Genomic DNA, 26028 nt, shown 5'->3' with positions numbered 1-26028 from the left:
CAATAACGGGCCGCTTGCACGCACGTTCCATTGCATTCCTTTGCATTGCCCTAGTCCACGTTGCTGCCTAGGGCAAAGCCGCAATGAACGGGCACACCCTCGATATTGCCGTGGTTGGCGGCGGATTGGCCGGCGGGCTGATCGCCCTTGCCATCCATCGCGCGCACCCCGGGAGCCGGATCGCGCTGATCGAGGCCGGGGGCAGTTTCGGCGGAAACCACCGCTGGAGCTGGTTCACCGGCGATTTGGACCCCGAGGGCGAGGCGCTGATGGCGCCCTTTACCCAGACCAGCTGGCTCGATGGCAACATGGTCCGCTTTCCCGCGCACGAACGCCATCTCGCGGGCGAATACCGCTCGCTCGCCAGTTCCGACTTCGATCGCGCGCTGCGCCACCTGCTGCCGCAGCGGGCGATCATGGCGGGGACGCGAGTGACAAGCCTGTCAGAACGTGGCGTTGAACTCGCGGGCGGTGGGCGGCTCGATGCAGCCACGGTGATCGACTGCCGCGATGCCCTGCCCTCGCCCCATCTGACCGGCGGCTGGCAGGTCTTCATGGGCCGACACCTGCGCTGCGACAGCCCGCACGGGGTCGTCCGGCCGGTGATCATGGATGCGACCGTCGAACAGCACGGCGCCTATCGCTTCGTCTATGTCCTGCCGCTGGGGCCGCAGGACATCTTCGTCGAGGACACCTATTACGCCGACGAGCCGCAACTCGACCGGGCGCTGCTGTCCGAACGGATCGCTGCCTATTGCGCCGCCCAAGGCTGGACCGGCGAAACCGTGGGCGAGGAAACCGGGGTCTTGCCGGTGGTGACCGGGGGCGATTTCGCCGCCTATCGCGCCAGCCTTGCGGTGCCCGGAGTCGCGCTGGCGGGCGCGCGCGGCGGCTTCACCCATCCGCTGACCAGCTACACCATGCCGATCGCGGTCGCCAATGCGCTCGCCATCGCCCGCGAGGCACATCTCGCGGGCGACGAGCTCGCGCGCTTCGTCGATCGCCGCGCGTACGGCCATTGGCGCGCGACACGCTTTTATCGGATGCTGGGCAAGATGCTGTTCGACGCCGCCGAGCCCGAGCGCCGCTACAAGATCTTCGAACGCTTCTATCGCCTCCCCGAACCCCTGATCGAGCGGTTCTACGCAGCCCGCTCGACCCGGCTCGATCAATTGCGTACGCTGACGGGCAAGCCGCCCGTGCCCATCCCCCGAGCCATTGCCGCATTGCTTGGCAAAGGCAGGCCCCTGGTCCAAGGAAAAAAGCGATGAACGCCAACACCCCCAATATTACCGCCGCGCCGGGCGAGGGCGCGCCGATCGAACTGGCAGCAACCGGCAAGACCGCCTGCGTGATCGGCTCGGGCTTCGGCGGGCTGGCACTGGCCATTCGCCTGCAGTCCGCCGGGATCGCCACCACGGTGATCGAATCGCGCGATAAACCGGGCGGCCGCGCCTATGTCTGGGAACGCGAAGGTTTCACCTTCGACGCCGGCCCCACCGTCATCACCGACCCCGATTGCCTGCGCGAATTGTGGGCGCTGTCGGGGCACGACATGGCACAAGACGTCGATTTGATGAAGGTCATGCCCTTCTACCGGCTGACCTGGCCCGACGGGACCGAGTTCAATTATTCCAACGACGAAGACCAGCTGTTCGACGAGATTGCCCGGATCAACCCCGCCGATGTCGCGGGCTACCAGCGCTTCCTCAAATATTCCGCCGAGGTTTACGAGGAAGGCTACGTCAAGCTGGGCCATGTGCCGTTCCTCGATTTCAAGTCGATGCTCAAGGCCGCGCCCGCGCTGGTGCGCAAGCAGGCCTGGCGCAGCGTCTATTCGATGGTCAGCCACTACATCGAGGACGAGAAGCTGCGCGAGGCGTTCAGCTTCCACACACTGCTGGTCGGCGGCAGCCCGATGAAGACCAGCGCGATCTACGCGCTGATCCACAAGCTCGAAAAGGACGGCGGCGTCTGGTGGGCGCGCGGCGGGACCAACCAGCTGATCGCCGGGATGGTGCGCCATTTCGAACGGATCGGCGGAACCGTGCGTCTCGACGATCCGGTCATCCAGGTTCACACGCTGGGCACCGTCGCGACCGAGGTCGAGACCCGCTCGGGCTTCCGCCAGCGCTTCGATGCGGTCGCCAGCAATGCCGACATCATGCACAGCTACAAGGATTTGCTCAGCGGTTCGGGGCGCGGCGCGAGCTACGCCAAGAAGCTGGCGCGCAAGAAATTCTCGCCCAGCCTGTTCGTGGTCCATTTCGGGCTCAAGGGGACATTCCCCAACATTGCCCACCACATGATCCTGTTCGGCCCGCGCTACAAAGGGCTGGTCGACGACATCTACAAGAATGGTGTGCTGCCCGCCGATTTCTCGGTCTATCTCCACCATCCCAGCGTCACCGACCCCAGCGTCGCACCCGAGGGGATGAGCACCTTCTACGCGCTGGTGCCCGTCGCCCATACCGGCAAGCTGGCGGTCGATTGGGAAGAAACCGGTCCGCTGCTCGAAAAGCGCGTGCTCGACGAGGTCGGCAGGCGGCTGGATATCCCCGACATCCACGACCGAATCGTCACCAAGTTCCACTACTCCCCGCGCGATTTCTCGCAGGATCTCAACGCCCATCTGGGCAGCGCCTTCAGCCTCGAACCGCTGCTCACCCAGAGCGCCTGGTTCCGCGGCCACAATCGCGACGACGTGATCGGCAATTTCTACCTCGTCGGCGCCGGGACCCATCCGGGCGCGGGCATCCCCGGGGTGGTCGGCAGCGCCAAGGCGACTGCCGGGCTGATGGTCGAGGACCTGGTCGGAGCTACCGCCCAGTGAAACGCATTGCCGTTTATTGCGGGTCGGCGACGCCGCAGGACCCGCGCTATATGGAGCTCGCCCGCGAGGTCGGCGGCGGTCTCGCACGGCGCGGGATCGGCGTGGTCTATGGCGGCGGGCGGCTCGGGCTGATGGGCGCGGTCGCCAAGGGCGCGCTCGACGCCGGGGGCGAGGTGATCGGGATCATCCCCGAAGCGCTCGCCAGCTCCGAAGTCGCCAACAACGACTGCACCGAGCTGCACACCGTCTCGGGGATGCACGAGCGCAAGCAGCGTTTCACCGACCTATCGGACGGTTTCGTGACCATTCCGGGCGGCGTGGGGACGATGGACGAATTGTGGGAAGCGATCAGCTGGGCGCAGCTGGGCTATCACACCAGCCCGGTCGGCCTGCTCAACGCCTTCGGCTTTTTCGACCATCTGCTGGCCTTCAACCGCCATATGGCCGAGGTCGGTTTCATCCGCCCGGCGCACCAGGGGATCATGATCGCCGACGAGACGCTCGACGGGCTGCTCGACAAGATGGGCCGCTATCAACCGCACACGCCGATCTTCCAGATGACCGCCGCCGACCTTTGAGCACAGCCCAGCCTTGAGCAAGGAACGCCCCCTCGCCCCCTCGAGCTACATCCGCACCACGCCCGCGGTGGCGGGTGGCGGGCGCAATCGCGCCTCGCTGGTGCAGCAATCGCGCGCGGCGATCGAGGAAGGCTCGCACAGCTTCGCCGCCGCCTCCAAGCTGTTCGACCGCCGCACCCGCGAACGTGCCTGGCTGCTCTACGCCTGGTGCCGCCGCTGCGACGACATCGCCGACAATCAGGACAAGGGCGGCCCGCTGGGCGATCAGGGCGATGCCAAGAGCGCGGAAGACCGCGTCCAGGCGATCCGCGTGCTCACCCGCCGCGCCTTCGAGGAACAGCCCACCGCCGACCCCGCCTTCGACGGCTTCGGGCTGGTCGCCGACGAGTGCAACCTCTCGCCCGAAATGGCCAGCGACGTGATTTCCGGCTTCGCGCTCGACGCGGGCGGTTTCACCCCCAAGAACGAGCGCGACATGCTGCGCTATTGCTACCACGTCGCGGGCGCGGTCGGGATCATGATGGCGCGGGTGATGGGCGTGCCCGAAGACGACGGCGAAACGCTCGACCGCGCCTGCGATCTCGGGCTCGCCTTCCAGATCGCCAATATCGCGCGCGATATCGTCGAGGATGATGCCGCCGGGCGCTGCTACCTCCCCGCCGAGTGGCTGGCGGAGAAGGATTTCGCCCCCGGCGAGCACGCCAAGCCGCACAACCGCTTCATGCTCGCCAGCCTGATGCCGCGCCTGATCGGGATGATGGAAACATACGAAGCCGCAGCGCGGCTGGGCGCGGCGAAGCTCGGCTTCCGCAAGCGCTGGGCGGTGCTGGCGGCGGCCAATATCTATGGCGCGATCGGACGCAAGGTCCTGAACCGCGGGCAATTGGCGTGGGACCGCCGGGTGGTGGTGCCGCGGCGCGAAAAACTCTGGCACGTAGTACGCGCGCTCGGCCAGGCGCTGGTCAATCGGCCCGCCGGACCCGATGTGCCCATCACCTGGACGCGGCACGACTTTCGCCCGGTCGCGGGCTGGTAGCTTGATGCGCGGTCATGGGGCGGCTAGCGCGCTGGCATGATCACCAAGCTCCTCATCGCCAATCGCGGCGAAATCGCCTGCCGCATCATCCGCACCGCGAGGCTGATGGGGATCGCCACCGTCGCGGTCCATTCCGACGCCGATGCACGCGCGCTGCATGTCCGGCAAGCCGACGAGGCGGTGCATATCGGCCCCTCCCCCGCCGCCGAGAGCTATCTGCGCGGCGAGAAAATCATCGCGGCGGCCAAGGCAACCGGCGCCGAGGCGATCCACCCGGGCTACGGTTTCCTGTCCGAGAACGCGCAATTCGCGCAGGCGGTGATCGATGCCGGGCTGATCTGGGTCGGACCCAAGCCCGCCAGCATCAGCGCGATGGGTCTCAAGGACGCCGCCAAGAAGCTGATGCGCGCCGCCGGGGTCCCGGTGACGCCGGGCTACGAGGGCGGGGACCAGTCGGTCGAACGGCTCGCCAAGGAAGCGCAGGCGATCGGCTATCCGGTGCTGATCAAGGCGGTCGCGGGCGGCGGCGGCAAGGGGATGCGCAAGGTCGACGACCCCGCCGCTTTCGCCGAACTGCTCGACAGCTGCCGGCGCGAGGCCAAGGCCAGCTTTTCCAACGACGAAGTGCTGCTGGAAAAATGGATCACCAGCCCGCGCCACATCGAGGTGCAGGTGTTCGGCGATAGTCACGGCAATGTGATCCACCTGTTCGAGCGCGACTGCTCGCTCCAGCGGCGCCACCAGAAGGTGATCGAGGAAGCGCCCGCCCCGGGCATGGACGAAGCCACGCGCGAACAGATCTGCGCCGCCGCGGTCCGCGCGGCCAAAGCGGTGGATTACGAGGGCGCGGGCACGATCGAATTCATCGCCGACGCTTCGGAAGGCCTGCGCGCCGACCGCATCTTCTTCATGGAGATGAACACGCGGCTGCAGGTCGAGCATCCGGTGACCGAGGAGATCACCGGGGTCGATCTGGTCGAATGGCAGCTGCTGGTGGCGAGCGGCGAGCCGATCCCGCTGGCGCAGGACGAGCTTTCGATCCAGGGCCACGCCATCGAGGCGCGGCTCTATGCCGAGGACCCGGCCCGGGGCTTTCTCCCCAGCACCGGGCGGCTCGACCATCTCGACCTGGGCCGCACAGGCCGGATCGAGACCGGGGTCGAGCAGGGCGACACCATTTCGCCCTTCTACGACCCGATGGTCGCCAAGCTGGTCGCCTGGGGCGAGACCCGCGACGATGCCATCGACACGCTGCTGGCGATGGCCGACGGGGTCGAGATCTGGCCGGTCCGCACCAACGCTGCCTTCCTCGCCAACGCGCTGGGCGACGACGATTTCGCCGCCGCTCGTCTCGACACCGGGTTTATCGAGAACAAGGGCGAGGCGCTGATCGCCGATGGGGAACCCGACCCCTCGGTCCGCGCTGCTGCCGCCGAACTGGTGCTGCTGGCGGCGGGCGCCTATCGCGATCCGCTCGCGGGCTTCCGCCTCAACCGCGCGCCGCGATTGTCGGTCGCGCTGACCCGCGATGGCGAAAGCCAGGTGGTCGACCCCGCCGGGCAGGCGCCGTTCGAACCGCTGACCGGTTTCGCCGATGCCGACCGCGTGGTGGTCTTCCACGAAGGCCAGGCGCATGAGTTCGGGCTCGCGACGCGCGGCTCGGGCGCAGCCTCGGCGGGCGATGGCGCGATTGTCGCGCCGATGCCGGGCAAGGTGATCGCGGTCGATGTCGCCGAGGGCGATGCGGTCAAGAAGGGCGACCGGCTGCTGGTGCTCGAGGCGATGAAGATGGAACACGCGCTGACCGCCCCGTTCGACGGGACGGTCACCACGCTGTCTGCCAGCGAGGGTGCGCAGGTGCAGGTCGATACCGTGCTCGCCGTGGTCGAACCCGCGGAGTGATCGCGCCCCGACCGGGCTCTCAAACGCTGCTGGACTGCACCCACGTTCATTGTATGTTCCAGGAGTCGCGAGTCGCCGGGAGGATGGCATGGCCGAGCTGATTTTCTACACCAACCCGATGTCGCGCGGGCAGATCGCGCGCTGGATGATCGAGGAGACCGGCGCGCCTTACGAGCAGCGCCTGGTGGAATATGGCGAGGCGATGAAGGGCCCGGAGTATCGCGCGGTCAATCCGATGGGCAAGGTCCCCGCCATCGTCCACGACGGCAATACGGTGACCGAATGCGCGGCGATCTGCGCCTATCTCGCCGAGGCCTTCCCCGAGGCCGGCCTTGCCCCGACCGCGGACGAACGCGCCGCCTATTACCGCTGGCTGTTCTTCGCTGCGGGGCCGCTCGAACAGGCGGTGATCAATCGCTCGATGGGCTGGGAAGCGCCGGAAGATAAACAGGCGATGGTCGGTTATGGCCATTTCGAGCTGGTGGTCGATGCGCTGGCGGGCTGGCTGGAGAACCGCGATTACGTCTGCGGCGCGCGCTTCACCGCCGCCGATGTCTATGTCGGCGCGCAGGTCGACTGGGGGTTGGCGTTCGGCACGCTGCCGACGAACGCTGCCTTCGAAGCCTATGCGAGCCGGCTGCGCGAGCGCCCGGCCTACAACCGCGCCAAGGCGATCGACAGCGAGCTGATCGCGGCGGCGCAGTCGGCAAGCACGGACGCCTGACGCAGGCCCGGGAGAGCCCCCCGTCCGGGCGACAAAAACAATTGAAGCCAAAGCGGCGCCTTTGCTGTATAGGCCCGGGCCCAGACCAAGGCGATGGACCGTGCGGCAATGGCTGCGCTGGCCGAAGCCTGTGCGCTTCGCCGCAAAACCCCTCAATCCTGCCTGTCGCCTCCCGCGACCTGGCCCATCCCCGTGAGCATGATGACCTTTTCCAATCTTCCGCCAGTCCTGGCCACCGCGCTCGCCGAGCGCGGCTATGAAAAACCCACCGAAGTCCAGGCCGCCGTGCTGGCGCCCGAAGCTGCGGGTCGCGATCTGGTGGTCTCGGCGCAGACCGGCTCGGGCAAGACCGTCGCCTTCGGGCTCTCGCTCGCCGCGCAGCTGCTCGAGCGCTTCAATCAGGCGACCGAACTGCCGCTGGTGCTGGTGATTGCGCCGACGCGCGAACTCGCTCTGCAAGTCAGCCGCGAACTCACCTGGCTCTACGCCGGAACGGGTGCGCGGATCGCGACCTGCGTCGGCGGGATGGACGCATCCAAGGAACGCCGCGCGCTGCGCAATGGCGCGCATATCGTCGTCGGTACTCCGGGCCGCCTGCGCGACCACCTCGAGCGCGGCCCGCTCGACCTCTCGCAGCTCCACACCGCTGTGCTCGACGAAGCGGACGAGATGCTCGACATGGGCTTTCGCGAAGACCTCGAGGAAATCCTCGACGCGACCCCTGCCGGTCGCCGCACGCTGCTGTTTTCCGCCACCATGCCCAAGCCAATCGTCACGCTGGCCAAGCGCTACCAGCAGGACGCGCTGCGCATCGCCACCGCGGGCGACGAGCGCGGCCATGGCGACATCTCTTTCCAGGCGGTGACCGTGTCGCCTGCCGAGATAGAGGCCGCAACCATCAACCTACTCCGCTTCCACGAGGCCGAAACCGCGATCCTGTTCTGCGCCACGCGCGACAGTGTCCGCCGACTGCATGCCACGCTGCAGGAGCGCGGCTTCGGGGTGGTCGCGCTGTCGGGTGAGCATTCGCAATCCGAACGCAACCAGGCGATGCAAGCGCTGCGCGATCGCCGCGCGCGCGTGTGCGTCGCCACCGATGTCGCCTCGCGCGGGATCGATCTGCCCAGCGTCAGCCTGGTGATCCATGTCGAGATCCCCCGCGACGCCGAGACGCTCCAGCACCGTTCGGGCCGTACCGGCCGCGCGGGCAAGAAGGGCACCGCGGTGCTGATCGTCCCCTACCCGCGTCGCAAGCGTATTGAATCTATGCTCCGCGGCGCCAAGATCGACGCCCAGTGGATCGATGCCCCGACGCCTGAGAGCATCCGTGCGCAGGACCGCGAGCGCCTGATCGGGGCCATGCTGGCTCCCACCGAATTCGACGACGAGGATCGCGCGCTGGCACAGCGGCTGATGAACGAGCGCAGCGCCGAGGATATCGCCGCGGCGCTGGTTCGGGCGCATCGCGCGGCGATGCCGCAGCCCGAGGAAATGATCGAGAACACCCCCGAAGCGCGCCAGGCCGCGCAGAAGGAACGCCATCGTCCCGGTTTCGAGGACACGGTCTGGTTCAAGATGGATATCGGTCGCAGCCAGAACGCCGATCCGCGCTGGATCCTGCCGCTGCTGTGCCGCCGCGGGCATATCACCCGTAACGAGGTCGGCGCGATCCGCATCGGCGGCAACGAGACCCATTTCCAGGTCCCGCGAGCGATCTCCGAACGGTTCGCCGAATCCGTACTGCGCACCGCCGATGGCGACAGCGAGGAGGACGGCGTCCGCATCGAACCCTCCGAGGCGCCGCGCGAATCCGCGCGGGTCCATCGCACCGCAGGCGGCAAGCCCGCCAAGCCGCACCATCGCGGCAAGAAGCCCAACAATTCCTTCGGACCCAAGGGCGGTGGCGGTGGCGGTGGCGGTGGCGGCTACAAGGGCGCAGATGGCGGCGGCTATAAGGGCAAGAAGCCCGGTGGTGGCGGCGGCTACAAGGGCAACAAGGGTCCACGTCCAAGCGGTCCGGTGAAGACCAGCGGCGGCGCCACCATCAAGCCGAAGGGCAATAAGGACTGACCCTGGTGAGCCTGCGCGTTCTGGTCGATGCCGACGCCTGTCCGGTGAAGGACGAGATCTACCGGGTCGCGAAGCGCCATGGCGCGGGCGTAACGGTCGTCAGCAACGCCTGGCTGCGCATTCCCGAGGACCCCGCGGTCGAGCGGGTGGTGGTAAGCGACGGCTTCGACGCCGCCGACGACTGGATCGCCGAGCACGCGACGACCGACAGCGTGGTCGTCACCTCGGACATATTGCTCGCCGGACGCTGTCTCGATGCGGGCGCCGCGGTGCTGGCCCCTAATGGCAAGCCCTTCACCGCCAATTCGATCGGCAGCGCCATCGCCACGCGCGCGTTGATGGCGGACTTGCGCTCGGGCGGCGAACAGCTCGGCGGTCCTCCGCCCTTTGCGAAATCGGACCGCTCGAACTTCCTCCAGGCGCTCGACCAGGTGATCGTCCGGCTTAGCCGGCGCTAGTCATTCCCCGGATTTCTTCGGCGTCACCCAGATATCGATCGGGGCGACGAACTTGCCCGGCGCCGGCTTGCCGACATCGATCCGCTCGGCGGTCACCAGCTCGCCGCTGGTAAGGTTGAAGCTCGCCCAGGGTTTGGGCATCCGCCCGAAGGTCATTGTCTGGATGGGTCGCCCGGTGGCGGAGTTCATGATGGTTGCGGTGATGGCCATGCGCAGCCCTGTGCGACCACCCGCGCCGCCTGTCCATTGCGAGTTCGACATCTTCAACAGTGTAGGGCGAGAAGCGGTTCGACTGTTTACGCTTGCGAGCTGTTGGTCGAATCAGCCCTCTTCGGGCAGCTCCGGGCTCCGGCCAAAACCCTCCGATCCCACCGCGGCATGGAACGCCACGAAGGAACTCGAAAGCGCCGCCTCGCTGTCGATCAGCGACTGGCGGCTCGCGATCAGCTGCCGCTGCGCATCGAGCACGTCGAACAGCGAGGCCAGCCCCTCGCGATAGAGCGCGTTGGATTGCGACAGCGCGGTCTCGCTCTGCTCGATCGCCTCGACCAGCGCCGCGTTGCGCTGGCGATAGGCCTCGATCCCCACCAGCGCGTTCTCGACTTCGCCCAGCGCATCGAGGAACACAGCGCGGTATTCCGCCATCCGCGCATCCGCCAGCGCTTCCGCCGCTTCGATTTCTGCGCGCCGCCGACCGCCGTCGAACAGCGGCAGGTCGATCGCCGCCCCCAGCGTCACTAGGAAGTCGGAAAACAGCCCGCCCAGCGAACCATCGCCAAGCGCCAGGCTGCCGGGGATGGTCAGCGAGGGCAGCAGATCCGCGCGCTCGATCCCGATCTCGGCGGCGGCGCGGACCAGCCGCGCCTCGGCGGCGAGGATATCGGTCCGGCGGCGCAAGAGGTCGGCAGGAGTTCCGACCGAAGGACCCATGGCGTAATCGGGTATCCGCGTCTCGTCGCGTGCAGGCGGCGGCGAAAATGTGCCCGGCGGCTCGGCGACCAGCACCGCCAGCGCATTGGCGGCACTGGCCCGCGCGATGGCCACCAGCCCACGCCGCGCCCGCGTCTGCGCCAGATCGGCGGCGGCGCGGCGGACGTCGAGATTGGCGGAAAGGCCGGCCTCGAAACGCAGCGTGACGATCCGCAGCGTCTGCTCCTGCAGATCGGTGGATTCCTCCACCAGTTCGAGCTGCGCGCCGCTGCGGCGGTATTCGAGATATTGGCTGGCAATCGCTGCGGCGACCAGCCGGCGCCGGTCCGCCGCCAGGTAGTCGGCCTCGGCATAATCGGCTGCCGCAGCGCGGATTTCCGCCGCCAGCCGGCCGTTGAGATCGAGATCTAGCAAGCCAAACAGCCCGGCCGATGCGAGCGCGTCATTGTCGCTGCCCAGCACCACTCCGGTATCGCCTGCGCCATCGAGCGATGGCAGCCGGTCCGAGCGTTCGGCGCGCAGCAGCGCCTCCGCGGCGCGCAACCGGTCGGCAGCCGCTTCGACATCGAGATTGGCGGCCAGCCCGCGCTCGATCAGCGCGTCTAGCACCGGGTCGTTGAACCCCCGCCACCAGTCCTGCTCGAGCCCAGAGGGCGGCAGGTCGGTGGCATAGCTGGCGGGAGCGAACACCGGCGGCGCGACCGGCTCGGGCGCAACCGTGGCGCAGCCGCCGAGCAGCGCCGTGCCCACCAGAAGCGGCACGAGTAACGCAGCCAGCCGCATCAGGCGGGCGCCATCGTCATGTCTTCGTCGACGCTGTCGATCTCGTCGCGCAGGCGCGCCAGATCGACGCTGCGCGGCTTGCCGTATTGCGCCACCGCCAGATAGATCACCGGGGTCAGGAACAGCGTGAACACGCCCGCCAGCCCGAGCCCGCCGAAGATCACCCAGCCGATCGACTGGCGCGCTTCGGAGCCCGCCCCGCTGGCGAGGATCAGCGGCACCGCGCCGAGCACCGTCGAGATCAGCGTCATCGCGATCGGGCGCAGGCGGATCGCTGCGGCTTCTTCCGCCGCCTCGCGGACGTTGCGGCCCTGGTGGCGCAGCTGGTCGGCGAATTCGACCATCAGGATACCGTTCTTGGCCATCAACCCGATCAGCATCACCAGCCCGATCTGCGAATAGATATTGAGCGAGATGCCCGACAGGAACAGCGCGAACACTGCGGCTGCCAGCGCAAAGGGCACCGTCAGCAGCACCACCAGCGCGCTGGTCAGGCTCTCGAACTGCGCCACCAGCACGAGGAAGACGATCACCAGCGCGAAGAGATAGGTGAGCAGCAGATCGTTGGAGGTTTCCTCGAGGCTCTCGGCATCGCCCTGCAACAGCATGTCGATGTCGGGCGCGACACTGTCGACCGCCAGCCGCTCGATCTCGTCCACCGCCTCGCGCAGCGGGGTTCCGGCCTGGATACTGGCGCTGACCTCGATCGCCCGGCGCTGCGCGGTGCGGTTGAGTTCGGCGGCAATCCCCTGTTCCTCGATCACGGTCACGCTCGACAGCGGGACGAGCGCATCGTTCGCACCCCGGACATAGAGATTGCGCAGGTCATTGGGGTTGGTGATGGCGACCGCCTGCGCGGTCAGGAAGATCGGCACGGCCTGATCGCCGACGTTGAGATCGACCAGATCGTCGCCGCCGACCATCGCACGCAAGGTTTGCGCGACATCGTCGAGATCGACCCCGAGATCGGAAGCGCGCTGGCGATCGACCCGCACCGAGAGCTGCGGCTGGGTCGGCTGGTAGGAAATTTCGGCGTTGGAGAGGATGTCCGACCGGGTATCGATCGCCGAGGCGAGCGCCTGCGCCGATTCGAAAATATTGTCGTATTCCGCCCCGGTCAGCGCAACCTCGATCCCTTCGCCGCCGCCGCCGAAGCTGAGCGTGCCGCGCCCGCGGGCGTTGGTGCGCGAGCCGGGAATTTCCTGCAGCTGTGGGTTCAACTCCTCGACGATCGCGGTCTGGCTGCGGTCGCGTTCGTCCCAACCGGCCAGCTGCGCGGTGACGCGCACGCGGTTGGGATCGTAGCGGCCGACAATCGAGAAGGTGCTCTCGATCTCGCCGCTGTCGAGATAGGGTTCCAGCACGCGTTCGACCTCGTCGAGCTCGCCATCCATGAAGGCGATCCCGACCCCGTCGGGCCCGGTCGCATCGACGGTGATCACGCCGCGATCCTCGTCGGGCACGAGCTCGTTTTCGAGCTGGAAATAAAGCGTCCCGGCCAGTCCGGCGAGCACCACCGAGACGATACCCACCAGCCGCGGGCGGTCGAGGCAGCGATGCAATTGCCTGGAATACCAGCCGCTGGCCTTGCCGCCCCATTGCGCGAGGCGGCCCGAATCCTGCTTCTCGCTGGTGAGATCGAAGCGCGCCGCCAGCGCAGGCACCAGCGACAGCGCAACAAAGGAGGAGATGATCACCGCGATGGCCAGCACCAGCCCGAATTCGCGGAACAGCCGCCCCACCTCGGATGGCAGGAAGCCGATCGGGACGAACACGGAAACCAGCACCGCCGTGGTCGCGACGACCGCGAAGAACACCTGTCGCGTGCCGACCACCGCAGCGGCGCGGCGACCCAGCCCCTTGTTCTGCAAGCGCTGCGCGTTCTCCAGCACCACGATGGCATCGTCGACGATCAGACCGGTGGCGAGCACCAGCGCCAGCAGGGTGAGCAGGTTGACCGAAAAGCCCATCGCCCAGATCGCCGCGACCACCCCGACCAGCGCCACGGGAATGGTCGCGCTGGGGACGATGGTCGGGCGCAGCGCGCGGAAGAACACCAGCATGGTCCCGATCACCACCGCGATGGTGAAGCCCAGCGTGATCAGCACTTCGCGCACCGAGATGCGGATGAATTCGGCATCGTCGGAGACGACCTCGATGCGCACGCCATCGAACCGTTCGTTGATGCGCTCGACCCCGTCGCGGATCGCGCTCGAGATCTCGATGGTGTTCGAGCTCGCCTGCCGCACCACGCCCAGCCCGATGATCGGTTGCCCGTCGAGCCGGACGAAATTGGTCGCATTGGCCGGCGCGAAACCGGCGCGGGCGACATCGCCCACGCGGGTGGTGCCCGAGACGATCACATTCTCGATCAGCTCGGGACTGACCGCGCTCGCCTCGGCGCGGACCACCAGTTCCTGCGCATCGGAGCGGAACGAGCCGACCGGCACGTCGTAGGGCGCGCCTGTGAGCGCGTCAGCGACATCGGTGATGGTCAGACCGAACCGGTTGAGCCGCGCGGGATCCACTGAAACCCGCATCTGCCGGGGCCTGGTGCCGAATTCCTCGATGCTGGCAACGCCGTCGGCGGTCAGCAGTTCGGGGATGATGTCGTTCTCGACGATGCGGGTCAGTTCGGCCTGATCGTAGCGGGTCGAGAGCACCGCCAGCGTCATGATCGGCTGCGCGTCCTGGTCCGCCTTGACCACGTTCACCTGCTCGACCCGGTCGGGCAGTTCGCGGGTCACCCGGCTGACCGCTTCGCGCACATCCGAAGCAGCGGTGTCGAGATCGACGCCGGGATTGAACTCGACGCGGATGCGCGAATTGTTCTCCTCGCTCGAGGCGCTGATCTGGCGCACGCCGGAGACCCGCGCGACCGCATCCTCGAGCAGGCTGGTCACCTCGGAATCCATGGTTTCGGGCGCCGCGCCCGGCAGGCTGGCGGTGACCGACACGATCGGCCGATCGACATTGGGAAGCTCGCGAACCTCCACCCCCATGAGCGCGGCGATCCCCGCGATCACGATCAGCAGGTTGAGCACGCCGATCAGCAGCGGCCGCTTGACCGCCAGCATGGGAAGGTCGGTTCTATTCTCCATCGGTCGCGGGCGCCGCTGGACGGACGCGGACCTCCTGCGGCGGGGCACCGCGAGGCTGGACGAGCCTGATCTCCTGCCCCTCGCGGACTTTCTGGACGCCTTCGACGATCACCCGGTCGCTGCCGCTTACCCTTCCATCGACGAACACCAGCCCTTCGCGGCGCGCGGTGATCGTGACCGGGACCCGGCTTGCCTTGCCATCACGCACGACGAACAGGTGCGAGCCTTCGCCGCCCCAGACGATCGCCTGCTCGGGCACCGCGGCGCGGGTCTCGCCATTGCGGGTGAAGACCACGCGAAAGCTCATCCCCGGACGCAGCTGATCGTCCGAATTGGGGATCGCGGTGCGGACGATGAAATCGCGGCTGTCCTGCGAAATGCGGTTGTCGGTCGTGACGACCCTGGCGTCGATCGTGCGTGCCGGATCGGAAAAGGGCGTGACCTGCACCACCTGGCCGGGACGCAGCGCGTTGAACACCGCCTCGGGCGCGGGGAAATCGACATAGAGCGTGCCGCGCTGGTCGATCTGCGTGATCGGGGTGGAATCATTGACCCGGTCGCCGCGGTCGATCTCGGTCAGCCCCACATGGCCGGAGAACGGTGCGCGGATAACCCGATCTGCCAGCGCAGTCTGCGCCTGTTGCAGCGCTACTCGCGCGGAGGCGAGCGCGGTCTCGCCCGCCTCGATCTGGCTTTCGGAAATCGCGCCGGTGTCCTCGATCCGGCGATAGCGGCCCAGCAGCTGGTCGGCCTCGCGCACCTGCACCCGCGCGGCATCGACCGACAGCTGTTCCTGCCTGGCGTCGAGCCGCAACAAGGGTGCGCCTTCGCGGATGAAATCGCCGGCGGAGAACAGCACCGCGGTGACCCGCCCGGCGGTCTCGGGGTAGATTTCGGCCGAGGTCGCAGCGCGTGCGGAGCCGATCGCCTCGATCTCCAGCACTTCGGGAAGCATGCGGATCGGTTGCGCCACTACCGGGACGGGATCGCGCTCCGCCTCGGGCTCGGCATTCGAGCACGCGACCATCATGAAGCAGGAAAATACGGCCGCAGCGCGCGCGAGGTGTATCGGCATTCGGGCCACCTATCGGACAAGGACCGGGCGAGAAAGCGGTAAAAGGCTAGTCACTGTAACGGGACCGGGTAGTTGCACGGGACCAGCTTGGCATCGGGGCCAGCCCGGCCCAAAAAACTTTTCGATACAGATCTTTATGTGGGGTTGCGTGAGACCTGCAAGGCCTCGCTTCGCTCTGGATGAGAAAGTTCGTTACTGTAATCGAACCAAGCAGTTCAAACCGTCGTATTCGCGCTGCTCGCCACCGCGCAGCGAAAGCCCCGGTCCGGCAGGCGCGACCTCCCCCCGCCGGACCGGGCCCAATCAGCTTGCCGACGGAAGATCGAAGAAATCGACTTCGCCGGTATCGAGCTTGTAATAGGCGCCAACGACCCAGAGCCGCCCGTCCCGCTGGGGATCGAGCATGATCGGATCGGTCTGCTCGCGCAATTGGCGCACGACGCGGCGAACGTTGGCGCGCACCGAATTGTCGACCAGATCGCCTTCCTCGCTGCGGGCCTGGAGCACGGCGGGAATGATCGGCTCCACCATCCGGCCGATCGATCCCGGGAAGGTCGCGTTTTCGGTGACCACCTTGGCGGCGGCGGCAACCGCGCCGCAGCTTTGATGGCCCATCACCACCACCAGCGGCGTCTCGAGGACGGCGACGGCGTATTCGATCGAGCCCAGCGCAACCGTATCGACGGTGTTGCCGGCATTGCGGATGATGAACAATTCGCCGAGGCCGCGACCGAACAGCAATTCGGGCGGCACCCGGCTGTCCGAACAGGTGACATAGGCAGCAAAAGGTGCCTGGCCGCGGGCCAGATCGAGCCGCCGCTGGGCGTTGCTGATCCCGCTGGGCTGTTCGCCGCGCAGGAAGGAGGCATTGCCTTCGCGCAGCAGGTCCAGCGCCTGCGCCGGGGTCAGTTCGCTTGCCGGCGGGGCGGGTGGCAAGACGGTGCCTCCCGCGGGCGCGGCGGCGAGGCTGGAGCCGCCACCGACCAGGGCCGCCGCACCAAGCGCGCCGGTGCCGCCGAGTATCTGTCGTCTGGTATTCATGTCTTCACTCCTTGGGCTTGATGAAAGTCGTAGGGTCGAGAAACGGTGGCTATCCGGTGGTCACCAGCAACGCCATGAAGGCCGCGTATCCCAGCAGCAGCGCGATCCCGGCGATGCGGGTCACACCCGAGAGGAACCACGCCAGCGCCATCACCGCGATTGCGGAGAGCGCCATGATCCCGATGTCGAAAGGCAGCAGGTCCGCGGGAATCGCGTCGGGTGCGACCATCATGGTCACCCCGCCGATGCCGAGGATATTGTAGATGTTGGAGCCGACCACATTGCCGAAAGCGACCTCGGGCTCTCCCTTGCGCGCCGCGATCACCGAAGTGACCAGTTCGGGAAGCGAGGTGCCGATCGCCACGATGGTCAGACCGATCAGCGTTTCGCTGAGCCCCGCCATCTGCGCGAGATCGATCGCGCCGGTGACCAGCAGCCGGCCTCCGACAATCAGGACTGCCAGCCCGGCGAGAGTCAGCAGGACGGGCCGCAGCCATCCCGGACTGGCCGGTTGGTGGAGGGTGGGATCGGTCATCTCGAGGGCGAGCGAACGATCGTAGGGCGCGTTGTGGACAACGGCCGGCGCCTGCGTGCGCTCCTCGCGATAGCAATAGGCGACATAGACGATCAGCGATGCGAGCAGCGCAAGGCCCAGTCCAAGTCCGGAGAGACCCGTCCAGGCGATACCTGCCAGCGCCAGCGTGGCGACCAGCGCCACGCCGGTGTCGCGCAGAGCCGCGCCCTGCCGGATTGCGATCGGAGCGAGCACCGCGGCGGCACCCAGGATGAGCAGAGTGTTGGCGATGTTGGAGCCGACGATATTGCCCCAGGCGATTGCCGGCGAACCCGCCATCGCCGCTTCGACGCTGGTCACCAGCTCGGGCATCGAAGTGCCGAAGCCGACGATCACCAGGCCGATGACCAGCGGGGTGACGCCCAGCCGCTCGGCCAGCGCGACCGCGCCTCGGACCAGCAGCTCGCCGCCGACCACGAGCAGGACCAACCCGCCAATCACCATCAAGAAGGTGACGATCATGGCTGTATCTCGCGGAGGTGGATGGCGCGATCGGACCCACCCACCGGATTCGTCGGTTCAGTCCTGGTGGTCGCGTGGCTGCGGCGCATCGGCGCAATTCTCCCTAATCGTGACATTCACAATCGGCAGCCAATGGTGTCGCAGGTCAGGGGAAAAGAGCCCGGGTCTTGCATGCATCGGTTGTCCGATGCGGTCCGACATCACGCGCGCTTTATAAGCGCGCGCCAGAGGGGCCCGGTCCGCGTCACGCCAGATAGGCAAAAGCGGCGCCGGTTTCAAGTCCCGGGTTCTTGCGGGCGATTCCGTTCGTCCGAGCCGCGCCGCCAACGACCGCGCCGGAGCCAAGACGTCAGGCGGCCTTGGCCCCCTCGATCGCTTCGGATGCCGCGATCCAGCGCGTCTCGGCGGCCTCGATCCCGGCGACCGTATCGGCGCGCAGCTTCATCAGCTCGGTCATGCTGCGATCGGCATCCTGCTTCGAGGCCGAGCCAGGATCGAACATCGCGCGGTCGAGCTCGGTCTTGCGCGCTTCGAGCTTCGCGATCTCGGCCTCTGCCGTCTTGACGGTCTTGCGCAGGCCCTGCGTCTGCTCGCGCGCTTCCGCCGCCGCGCGGCGCGCCTCCTTGCGCCCACCCTGCGGCGGCGCATCGGCTTGCTTGCGGTTCTTCTTCGGATCGCGCCCGAGGATGAGATCGGTGTAATCGGCGAGGCTGCCGTCGAATTCGGTCGCGGTGCCGCCATCGACCAGCATCAGCCGGTCGGCGGTCAGCTCGAGCATGTGGCGGTCGTGGCTGACCACCACCACCGCGCCCTCATACGCGCCCAGCGCCTGCACCAGCGCCTCGCGCGCATCGACATCGAGGTGGTTGGTGGGCTCGTCGAGGATCAGCATATGCGGCGCGTCGCGGGTCACCAGCGCCAGCGCCAGCCGCGCGCGCTCGCCGCCCGACATCTTGCCGACTTCGCGCATCGCCCGCTCGCCCGAGAAGCCGAACCGGCCAAGCTGAGCGCGCACGATCTTGGGGGCTGCATCGGGCATAAGCCGCGCCATATGCTGCAGTGGCGTGTCGCTGCCGTCGAGCTCCTCGACCTGATACTGGGTGAAATAGCCGACCCGCAGCTTGCCCCCGGCGACGATTTCGCCCGCCATCGGCTCGAGCTGTCCGGCGAGCAGCCGCGCCAACGTGGTCTTGCCGTTGCCGTTGCGCCCGAGCAGCGCGATCCGGTCGTCGGGATCGATCCGCATGTCGAGCCCGCGCAGGATCGGCTGATCCTCGACATAGCCGACCGCCGCTCCCTGCAGCACCATCAGCGGCGGGCGCATCTCGTTGGGGCTGGGAAAATCGAACGACAGGCTGGGGTCTTCCAGCGCCGCCGCGACCGGCTGCATCCGCGCCAGCGCCTTCATGCGGCTCTGCGCCTGGCGCGCGGTATGCGCCTTGGCACCCCAGCGATCGACGAAGCTCTGCAGCTTGGCGCGCTGCGCCAACTGTTTCTCGCGCGTCGCCTCGGCCTGCGCCATCCGCTCGCTGCGCTGGCGCTCGAAGGCATCGTAGCCGCCCTGGTAGAGCGTGGTCTGCCCGTGATCGAGATGCAGCACATGATCGACCACATTGTTGAGCAAGTCTCGCTCGTGGCTGACCACCAGCATGGTGCCGCGATAGGCCTTGAGAAAGCTTTCGAGCCACAACGTCGCCTCGAGATCGAGGTGGTTCGAGGGCTCGTCGAGCAGCAGCAGGTCGGGGTCGGAGAACAGCAGCGCGGCGAGCGCGACGCGCATCCGCCAGCCGCCCGAGAAACTGTCGAGCGGGCGCGCCTGCATTTCCTCGTCGAACCCCAGTCCGACGAGGATCTTCGCGGCGCGCGCGGGCGCGGCATGGGCATCGATCGCGTTGAGCCGCTCGTGGATGTCCGCGAGCCGCTCGGCATCGGTCAGCCCTTCGGCTTCGGCCAGCAGCCGGGTCCGCTCGAGATCGGCACTGAGCACGGTCTCGAACGGGCTCTCCGCCCCGCCCGGCGCTTCCTGCGCCAGATAGCCGAGCCGGGCCTTCTTGGGCATCTCGATCTCGCCGTCGTCGGGGTCGATCTCGCCGGTCAGCACCCGCATCAGCGTGGACTTGCCCGCGCCGTTGCGCCCGACCAGCCCGACGCGCGCGCCGGTGGGCAGCGCTGCGCTGGCGCCGTCGAGGATCGCATTGCCGCCGAGACGGACCGTAATACCATTCAGATTGAGCATCGCGGCCCGATAGCAATGCGCGCCCCACTTGTCATGCGGCGCTCGTCATGCGGGCGCTTGCGCGTCTCAGAGTCGCCGCGCTGGCGAGCATGTAGCCCATGTAGATCAGCCCGAACTCGCCGTCGGGATGCGCGAATCCTTTGAGGATAGAGATGCCCGACAGGCCGCTGAAGAAGGTCCGTCCGAAGGACGAAAACAGCGTGAGCAGCAGCCCTCCCGCCAGCCATCGGGTGTTGCGTCTCTAGAATGCGAGCATGTCCGCCCGTTAGGCGCAGGAATGGCGGCGCGCAGTTCGCCCGTTGCCGATCGCCCCACTCAATCGCTCCTCTCGACCGGACGTCGCAAATCGCCAATCCTCGCCTCGAACCGGGTGCTAAGCCTTCGAAATTGACGAGGGATCCATGCGCCACGAGAAGATCGAGATTAGGGAAAGCGCACCACCTGCCCGGCGGCGTTCGCGCCGCGCCCCGCGCGACGATTGGTCGCGCGCCGCCACCGTGACGATCCTGGTGTCGCTCGCCGGTTTTTCGGCCCTGATTGCGCTGTTCGGCCCCACCCCGGTGCTCGCCGTGGCGGTGATCCTGCTCGCCGGTATCGCCTGCCTGCTCAACGAGCCGAAAACCGCACGCCCGCTGGCAATCGCCGTGGCGCTGTGCCTGCTCGTCGGCGTGCTGCGGTCCCAGCCCGATCTGTCCGATCTGGCGCTGGTCGCGATCGCGCTGGTGTTCTGCGAGGGGATGATCGGGGTTCGCCGTCGACTGGTCGCGGCCGAGCGCGCGGCCAATGTCGACAGCCTGACCGGGGCGCTGACCCCGCGCGGCTTTGCCCGGATGCTCCGCAGCGAACTTCTCGAGGCGCGCGAAGACGACCGCGCGACCGCGCTGATCTTCATCGATCTCGACCACTTCAAGGCGGTCAACGACGAGTTCGGCCATGCGGCGGGCGACGCGGTGCTGTGCCAGCTGGTGGCCAATCTCAAGGCGCGGTTGCTGAGCGAGGATCACATCGCGCGGGTCGGCGGCGACGAATTCCTCGTCTTCCTGCGCTACGCCGACGGCTGCGACCGGATCGACGGCTTCGAGGCCAACATGCTCGGCGCGGTCGACGAACTGCCCTACGACCTCTCTGCCAGCGCGGGTGGCCTGATCCTCCCCCCGGCCGACTATCCCGATACCGACGCCATCATCCAGTCCGCCGACCGGCTGATGTACGAGGTGAAACACGCGGGCCGCGGGCGAATCCAGTTCGGCAACCTGGGCTCGCTGGGCGCGGACAACGACAGTGGCACAGCCTCGCCCGAGGGAGTTGGCGTGGAGATGTCTGCCGGCTAGCCGCGCGGACTCGCCCGTTTTACCGGATCCCGGCGGCGCGCATTTCGGAATCGGTCGCCACCCCGTCGCGGTCGGAGTCGACGCGGTCGAAATTGGCCTGGGTGGCGATCCGGTATTCGACCACCGTGATGATCCCGTCGCGGTCGGTGTCGAACTGGGTCATCAGCGGGGTGGCATCGACGGGGATGGCTGAGGGGTTGGCGAGCGCCGCGAACTCCTCCGCAGTGAGCAGATTGTCCCCGTCGGTGTCGATCCGTTGGAAGATGATCCGGTTCTGGCGCAGGGCTTCGGCCTGCGCCGCCGCCTGCTGCGAAGCGACGATTTCCTCGGGCGTCACCATGCCGTTGCCATCGCCGTCGAGCCGTTTGAACTCGACATCCATCTGCGCGATGAAGGCCGCGCGCGACAGCGGCTCGGTGGTCGTCGGCGGCCCCCCGTCCTGGGCGTCCCGGGCGTCCTGCGCGTCCTGCGCATGCGCCCCGGTGGCGGCGCCAAGCGCCAGAGCGGCGGTTGTGAGAACGCGGGCGGCCAGAACGCGGGCGATCGGAGCGCGGGCGGGCATGCGGCTGTTATCCTTGCAATGAGCCATGGACCCGAACAAACGGCAAGCGTGGCGGAGGGTCAAGCAAATTGGCCCGCTGCCATGCGCGCGCTCGCAACAGCGAGGGTGACAATGGGTGACAGCTGTGTCACCCTCGCTCCGCGACCAAGCCATTGAATTTGGGTATGTTATTCATCCCCGGGTGACAGATCGGGGGTAAGGGGGGCACCCTGCCCCTCGTCCTCCGGTTGCTGCTCCCGATCCTCCTCCCATTCGTCGTCAAAATCCTCTGCGGCCTCGTCCGCACGGAGCGCGCGCTCGGTGTCCCACGCCTCGAAGCGCTCGGACCCGTGTTCGACGCGCAGCAGCAGGGTGCGAAAATCGTCGGGGTTGTAGCGGCTGCCGGGCGTGTCGAACCCCAGCGCGGCGCGCGCGGGCGCGGGTATGGCGAGCAGCGCGAGCGTCAGCCGCTCGTCGAACTTGCGCGAAGTGCCGACCAACTCGCCATTGGCGTAATGCGGCACCTCTACCCCGGCGATCGCGCGCTCGAGCGCGGCGCGATAGAGGCTGTGCGGCGCGGACGCATAGGCTGCGTCCCAGGCCATCGCGAAGGGCTCGCCCCGCAGCCGCGTGCGCAGCCGGTAGGCCGACTGGCGCGACATCCCCACGGCGCGCGCCGCCTCGGCGACCGAATGCGTCTCGGCCAGCGCGGCGAGAAACGCGGCCTGCCGCGCCTTGGTCCAGCGCGGCCCGCGGCTGCCGATTGCGGCGCGGCGACGCTTGACCGCAGGCAAAGCCGCCTGCGCCGCGGCGAGCACGGGGAGCGAGAGACCGCTGGCGAGCGCGGCGGGGGTTGTCGGGGCGGGAGCGGGCGCCGGTGCGGCAACGCGTCGGTGGGCTTGGGGCGGAGTGCGGGGCGGTGTCTGCTTCATCCGACAGGATAAGCCACAAATGGGGGTCTGTAGGAAAATGGTTTTTGCGGGGGCTAGGGGCGCTTCAACGAATTTCAAACTTTTGCCGATAGGTTCGCCCGAATGGAAACCGTCAACTTCCTGCTCGACCGGCCGCTGGCGCTGTTCATCGTGCTGGCCTTGGGCGCGGCAATCGGGATTGCGTTGGAGCGCGTGCTGGCCAGCGCCGACCGCGAGCGGCGCAAGGCCTATTGGCGCGGGCGCAACGCGGCCAAGGGCGCGTCGCGCAACGGAAAGCGCCATGGCCAGTTCGGGGGCGACGCTGCAAAATCGCCCGAAGCCGGCTCGGCGGATTTTGCCGCCGACCAGCTCAAGGCGGTCAGCCGGGCGACATTCACCGCGCGCAGCCTGCTCAACAAGTCGGAGGCCAAGGTGTTCGCCGCGCTCGACAAAGCGGTGATCGCGCGGAACCCCGGCTGGCAGGTGATGGCGCAGGTGAGCCTGGGCGAATTCCTCGCCAGCCCCCACGACGAAGCCTTCCGCGCAATCAATTCAAAACGCGTCGATTTCGCGCTGATGGACGAGCACTGCCGCGTGGTCCACGCGCTCGAATATCAGGGTTCGGGCCACCATTTGAGCACCTCGACCGCCGCGCGCGACGCGGTGAAGAAGGAAGCGCTGCGCAAGGCGGGGATCGGCTATCACGAGGTGGTCGCCGGGCACACGACGCCGGGCGAGCTGAGGGCGTTGGTGGAGAGGTTGGTGGATCGTCCAAGCGAACCTGGTGATTTGCAATTGAGAATACGGCCTCGTTGACGCATTAAAGACATATGGAAAGAAGTGATAAATCTGCCGCGAGAGCCGAACGCATCGCAAGATATAGCGCAAGTGTTGGTCTGCACGAGGAAAATCCTCGGCATAAGCCGATCTTCGATAGGTTAAAGGCCCTTCACGAGGGAGATAAAGACGCACGTCGTATCGCAAAAAAGGCGAACCAACGAGCATCTGCTCTAGCGGCGTGCTACCGCTTGAATGGTCCGGGAATCTTTATCGATCGCTACCTTCGGGACTTCCTTATGGAGTACAATGGTAGGCTGTTTCAGGGGCAAGGCGACAAGCAGCCAAACTCCTTCAATATTCTCAACGCGTTCGTAGAGCCCGACGAAAAATCCTTAGTTCTTCGCCTATTACCGGAGAAGCATTATTCACTAAATTTGGACAGGATTCTTGAAAGCCTCACTGACCCTTCGTCAGATCACATGCTGTCATCCCTGATTGATGTCGCCGAAGAGCTCACAGTCTTTGAGTATCATGTTGCCGGCGGATATACCGATATTACTCTAGGATCTTTTCCTCTAACCTTTCATGGCGCAGCCTTTGTAAGAGAGGGTTCCGAACTGTCCATCGTCTCTCTCTTTGGAAGGAAGGTTGATAAATTATCGGTTGGAAAAATCGATCAAGCAGATATGAAGACCTACCCAGGTAAGTCTTTTCTTGAAGAGATGGGTGAGATCGACATAAGTGATATAGAGATCATTGAAGGAAGCAATATGGTTCCTTTAATCGTTATGTCTAGAATAGATGTAAAGGAAGGTGCCGCGCAAGCGAGGTACATACTTCACGAAAAGAAAGATAATTTCGATGTCATAACAGATGATCCTAACGTTTTAAACGACATGAGGATTATGGGGATGGATGACATTGCTATCGCTTCATCTCTGGAGCGACTCATTGAATACCTACCCATCATCGAATTTGTTGAGCAAATCCCTAGATTTCAAAACAGGCTGGTCGAGCTAGATGATGAAGTTAGCATTGTTAGATACCCCACTCAGCTTCGTACCGAATCAAAATCCTCAGTGGCGAAGAAGATTAAGAAGGCACTTTCGATAGCCGAGGTTGATAACTACGTGGATGTAGCATCCCTAGATGTTGAGGTAGGCAGCGGTAAGGAATATGCGGTTAGTCCTCAAAATCTGAAGATAGAGTCTAGAGGATATTGGAAAACCTTGGCGGCGACAGCGCATGGCAAGGACAGAAACGGCAATGAGATATTTGGCAAGACTTGGGTGGAAGTTCACGAGTCGTGGTACGAGACTACCCATACGAAATCTAAAGTTTATAAACCAATCAACGTAACAGTTGGTAAAAGCTCCGATATCGGCACGGTTTATGTCTTACGAAACGCTCAGCATCCTCGCAACACTTTTAAAATCGGCTTCACAACAAAAGAAGCAGAAGACAGAGCGGGCCAATTAAGCGGGACATCGGGGCAACCCGACGGCTTTGCCGTCGTACAAGATTGGCTCGTGTATAACCCACGAGCGATTGAGTTTGAAGTTCATAAGCGACTCTCACGGTTCCGCGTCAATAAGAGGCGAGAATTTTTCCAGGTTGATTATCGCGAAATACGCTCTTGCATTGAGGAAGTGCTGACCGAAGCATCGGCGGAGATTTCGGAGAACTAGGCTCGGAAGCCTGGAGGCCACCGCTGGAAAACCAGCGGGTTCGACATCCCGCCGTGGGAAAGTTTAATAGCGGGGCCGTACCTTCCCCCCTCACACCCCTCCACAAACCCCCGCGCCAGCTCGGCGGGCGGTGCGGGATGCGGGCCGCTTTGCTGGGCGCCGTAGACCGCCGCGAGTGGCCCGGCGATCAGCGCCGCGAGATTGGCGGGCACGGCGCCCTCGCCGCTGACGCCGCCGCGTTGCTTGTCGCCGCGCGTGTCGGCGACCAGCGCGTGGGCCTCGGCGCCGCTGCCGAAGCTCAGCCGCTCCTCGCTGCCGATCGGGCGGAACGCGGGGATGTTGACCAGCAGCCGGTCCTCGCCCGCGGGGCAGAACAGCAGCATCGCGTGGTCCCCCGTGGCGGGGAAGCGCAGCGCACTGCCCTCCCCGCTCGCGAGCAGGTCCCAGGCGGGGGCGGGCGTGGCGGTAGGCGTGGATGCGGGGGGCGTTGGCGCGCGCTCGGCTAAAGGCACCGCGCCCCCGTCCCCGTCAGCTTCCCCACCGCTGCAAGCCGCTAGCAGCAGGCTGGCGAGCATCAGGGGAACGCGCGCCATCATGCGTCTCCGGCCTTGGACTCGACCGGGCCGCCGCCCGCCAGCCGGCGGTGTTCGTCGACGCTGCGCTTCATCTCGCTGGCCTGCAGGTTGAGCGCCTTGCCGCTCAGCCGGATCTCTCGGCTCTGCTGGAAGAAGCCGAGCACCAGCCACAGGAAGGCGAGCGGGCTGGAGACCCCGCCGAGGAAATCGCCCAGCTCGTTGAGCCGGAGATCGGCGGGGTTCTGGCCCTGCACCACCAGGTAGAGCGTCACGCCCGCGACATAGAGCGCCGAGATGGCCAGCCCGATCAGCGGCAGCCGGCGGCGTTCGCGCCGGTCGTCGAGTATCGCATTCGCATCGGTCTCGGCCATGGGCGCTCCCCTGTCGCAGCCTGCCCCG

General features: G+C 66.4%; 22 protein-coding genes. 11 read left to right on the top strand and 11 right to left on the bottom strand.

The genetic code is table 11. The features are described 5' to 3' along the window. The first annotated feature begins 83 nt into the window (after window positions 1–83). The 8 genes from crtY to ACWIKC_RS02910 all read left to right on the top strand — a co-directional run bounded on the left by crtY (window position 84) and on the right by ACWIKC_RS02910 (window position 9601). Window positions 84–1271, top strand: a complete 1188-nt coding sequence (gene crtY / locus ACWIKC_RS02945; RefSeq protein ID WP_454598637.1) for a lycopene beta-cyclase CrtY — start codon at window positions 84–86, stop codon at window positions 1269–1271. Continuing rightward, window positions 1268–2833, top strand: a complete 1566-nt coding sequence (locus tag ACWIKC_RS02940; RefSeq protein WP_454598636.1) for a phytoene desaturase — start codon at window positions 1268–1270, stop codon at window positions 2831–2833. The genes crtY and ACWIKC_RS02940 overlap by 4 nt, the downstream gene beginning before the upstream one ends. Beyond that, window positions 2830–3411 carry an LOG family protein gene (locus ACWIKC_RS02935; protein ID WP_454598635.1) on the top strand — a complete coding sequence of 194 codons (582 nt, stop codon included), beginning with the start codon at window positions 2830–2832 and terminating at the stop codon, window positions 3409–3411. Before ACWIKC_RS02940 ends, ACWIKC_RS02935 begins: the two co-directional genes overlap by 4 nt. A 13-nt stretch (window positions 3412–3424) precedes the next feature. Next, window positions 3425–4447 carry a phytoene/squalene synthase family protein gene (locus ACWIKC_RS02930; protein ID WP_454598634.1) on the top strand — a complete coding sequence of 341 codons (1023 nt, stop codon included), beginning with the start codon at window positions 3425–3427 and terminating at the stop codon, window positions 4445–4447. 36 nt (window positions 4448–4483) lie between these two features. Next, window positions 4484–6349: an acetyl/propionyl/methylcrotonyl-CoA carboxylase subunit alpha gene (locus tag ACWIKC_RS02925; protein WP_454598633.1), complete on the top strand. Its 1866-nt coding sequence runs from the start codon at window positions 4484–4486 to the stop codon at window positions 6347–6349. 88 nt (window positions 6350–6437) lie between these two features. Continuing rightward, on the top strand, window positions 6438–7073 hold the full coding sequence (locus ACWIKC_RS02920) for a glutathione S-transferase family protein (RefSeq protein ID WP_454598632.1): 636 nt from the start codon (window positions 6438–6440) through the stop codon (window positions 7071–7073). Between the two features lie 201 nt (window positions 7074–7274). Then, a complete protein-coding gene (locus tag ACWIKC_RS02915) occupies window positions 7275–9143 on the top strand; it encodes a DEAD/DEAH box helicase (RefSeq protein ID WP_454599428.1) in 1869 nt (622 codons plus the stop codon). An 11-nt stretch (window positions 9144–9154) separates the two neighbouring features. Then, window positions 9155–9601 carry a YaiI/YqxD family protein gene (locus ACWIKC_RS02910; RefSeq protein ID WP_454599427.1) on the top strand — a complete coding sequence of 149 codons (447 nt, stop codon included), beginning with the start codon at window positions 9155–9157 and terminating at the stop codon, window positions 9599–9601. Here the strand turns inward: ACWIKC_RS02910 and ACWIKC_RS02905 are convergent, their stop codons facing one another. From ACWIKC_RS02905 to ACWIKC_RS02875, 7 genes are all read right to left on the bottom strand, one after another. Further along, the gene (locus ACWIKC_RS02905; RefSeq protein WP_454598631.1) at window positions 9602–9811 is read right to left on the bottom strand and encodes a hypothetical protein; all 210 of its coding nucleotides are present in this window, start codon (window positions 9809–9811) and stop codon (window positions 9602–9604) included. Between the two features lie 111 nt (window positions 9812–9922). After that, window positions 9923–11314 carry an efflux transporter outer membrane subunit gene (locus ACWIKC_RS02900; RefSeq protein WP_454598630.1) on the bottom strand — a complete coding sequence of 464 codons (1392 nt, stop codon included), beginning with the start codon at window positions 11312–11314 and terminating at the stop codon, window positions 9923–9925. Next, the gene (locus tag ACWIKC_RS02895) at window positions 11314–14415 is read right to left on the bottom strand and encodes an efflux RND transporter permease subunit (RefSeq protein WP_454598629.1); all 3102 of its coding nucleotides are present in this window, start codon (window positions 14413–14415) and stop codon (window positions 11314–11316) included. Before ACWIKC_RS02895 ends, ACWIKC_RS02900 begins: the two co-directional genes overlap by 1 nt. Further along, complete coding sequence (locus tag ACWIKC_RS02890) at window positions 14405–15490, bottom strand: efflux RND transporter periplasmic adaptor subunit (protein WP_454598628.1); 1086 nt, start codon at window positions 15488–15490, stop codon at window positions 14405–14407. Before ACWIKC_RS02890 ends, ACWIKC_RS02895 begins: the two co-directional genes overlap by 11 nt. Before the next feature lie 303 nt (window positions 15491–15793). Continuing rightward, window positions 15794–16531, bottom strand: coding sequence for a carbonic anhydrase (locus ACWIKC_RS02885; RefSeq protein ID WP_454598627.1), 738 nt, complete (start codon window positions 16529–16531; stop codon window positions 15794–15796). Window positions 16532–16580: 49 nt separating this feature from the next. After that, complete coding sequence (locus ACWIKC_RS02880) at window positions 16581–17567, bottom strand: calcium/sodium antiporter (protein ID WP_454598626.1); 987 nt, start codon at window positions 17565–17567, stop codon at window positions 16581–16583. A gap of 349 nt (window positions 17568–17916) precedes the next feature. Further along, window positions 17917–19803 (bottom strand): ABC-F family ATP-binding cassette domain-containing protein, encoded by a 1887-nt coding sequence (locus ACWIKC_RS02875; RefSeq protein WP_454598625.1) that lies wholly within the window; start codon window positions 19801–19803, stop codon window positions 17917–17919. 401 nt (window positions 19804–20204) lie between these two features. Here ACWIKC_RS02875 and ACWIKC_RS02870 point away from each other — a divergent pair, with 401 nt between their 5' ends. Next, window positions 20205–21134, top strand: coding sequence for a GGDEF domain-containing protein (locus ACWIKC_RS02870; protein WP_454598624.1), 930 nt, complete (start codon window positions 20205–20207; stop codon window positions 21132–21134). Between the two features lie 19 nt (window positions 21135–21153). Here the strand turns inward: ACWIKC_RS02870 and ACWIKC_RS02865 are convergent, their stop codons facing one another. Both ACWIKC_RS02865 and ACWIKC_RS02860 read right to left on the bottom strand, forming a co-directional pair. Continuing rightward, window positions 21154–21723 (bottom strand): EF-hand domain-containing protein, encoded by a 570-nt coding sequence (locus ACWIKC_RS02865; protein ID WP_454598623.1) that lies wholly within the window; start codon window positions 21721–21723, stop codon window positions 21154–21156. Window positions 21724–21863: 140 nt separating this feature from the next. Continuing rightward, window positions 21864–22607, bottom strand: coding sequence for a hypothetical protein (locus tag ACWIKC_RS02860; protein ID WP_454598622.1), 744 nt, complete (start codon window positions 22605–22607; stop codon window positions 21864–21866). 102 nt (window positions 22608–22709) lie between these two features. Between ACWIKC_RS02860 and ACWIKC_RS02855 the strand changes: the two genes are divergently transcribed. Both ACWIKC_RS02855 and ACWIKC_RS02850 read left to right on the top strand, forming a co-directional pair. Next, window positions 22710–23402 carry a DUF2726 domain-containing protein gene (locus ACWIKC_RS02855; RefSeq protein ID WP_454598621.1) on the top strand — a complete coding sequence of 231 codons (693 nt, stop codon included), beginning with the start codon at window positions 22710–22712 and terminating at the stop codon, window positions 23400–23402. A gap of 14 nt (window positions 23403–23416) precedes the next feature. Next, a complete protein-coding gene (locus tag ACWIKC_RS02850; protein ID WP_454598620.1) occupies window positions 23417–25054 on the top strand; it encodes a GIY-YIG nuclease family protein in 1638 nt (545 codons plus the stop codon). Here ACWIKC_RS02850 and ACWIKC_RS02845 read toward each other — a convergent pair. Both ACWIKC_RS02845 and ACWIKC_RS02840 read right to left on the bottom strand, forming a co-directional pair. Then, on the bottom strand, window positions 25051–25437 hold the full coding sequence (locus tag ACWIKC_RS02845) for a hypothetical protein (protein WP_454598619.1): 387 nt from the start codon (window positions 25435–25437) through the stop codon (window positions 25051–25053). The genes ACWIKC_RS02850 and ACWIKC_RS02845 overlap by 4 nt on opposite strands. A 209-nt stretch (window positions 25438–25646) precedes the next feature. Further along, window positions 25647–26000 carry a hypothetical protein gene (locus ACWIKC_RS02840; RefSeq protein ID WP_454598618.1) on the bottom strand — a complete coding sequence of 118 codons (354 nt, stop codon included), beginning with the start codon at window positions 25998–26000 and terminating at the stop codon, window positions 25647–25649. Window positions 26001–26028: the final 28 nt, after the last annotated feature.

The organism is Qipengyuania sp. SM2507, assembly GCF_053714505.1.
Note: the sequence above shows the minus strand (reverse complement) of the source record. Positions and strands in the feature narration are given on the sequence as shown.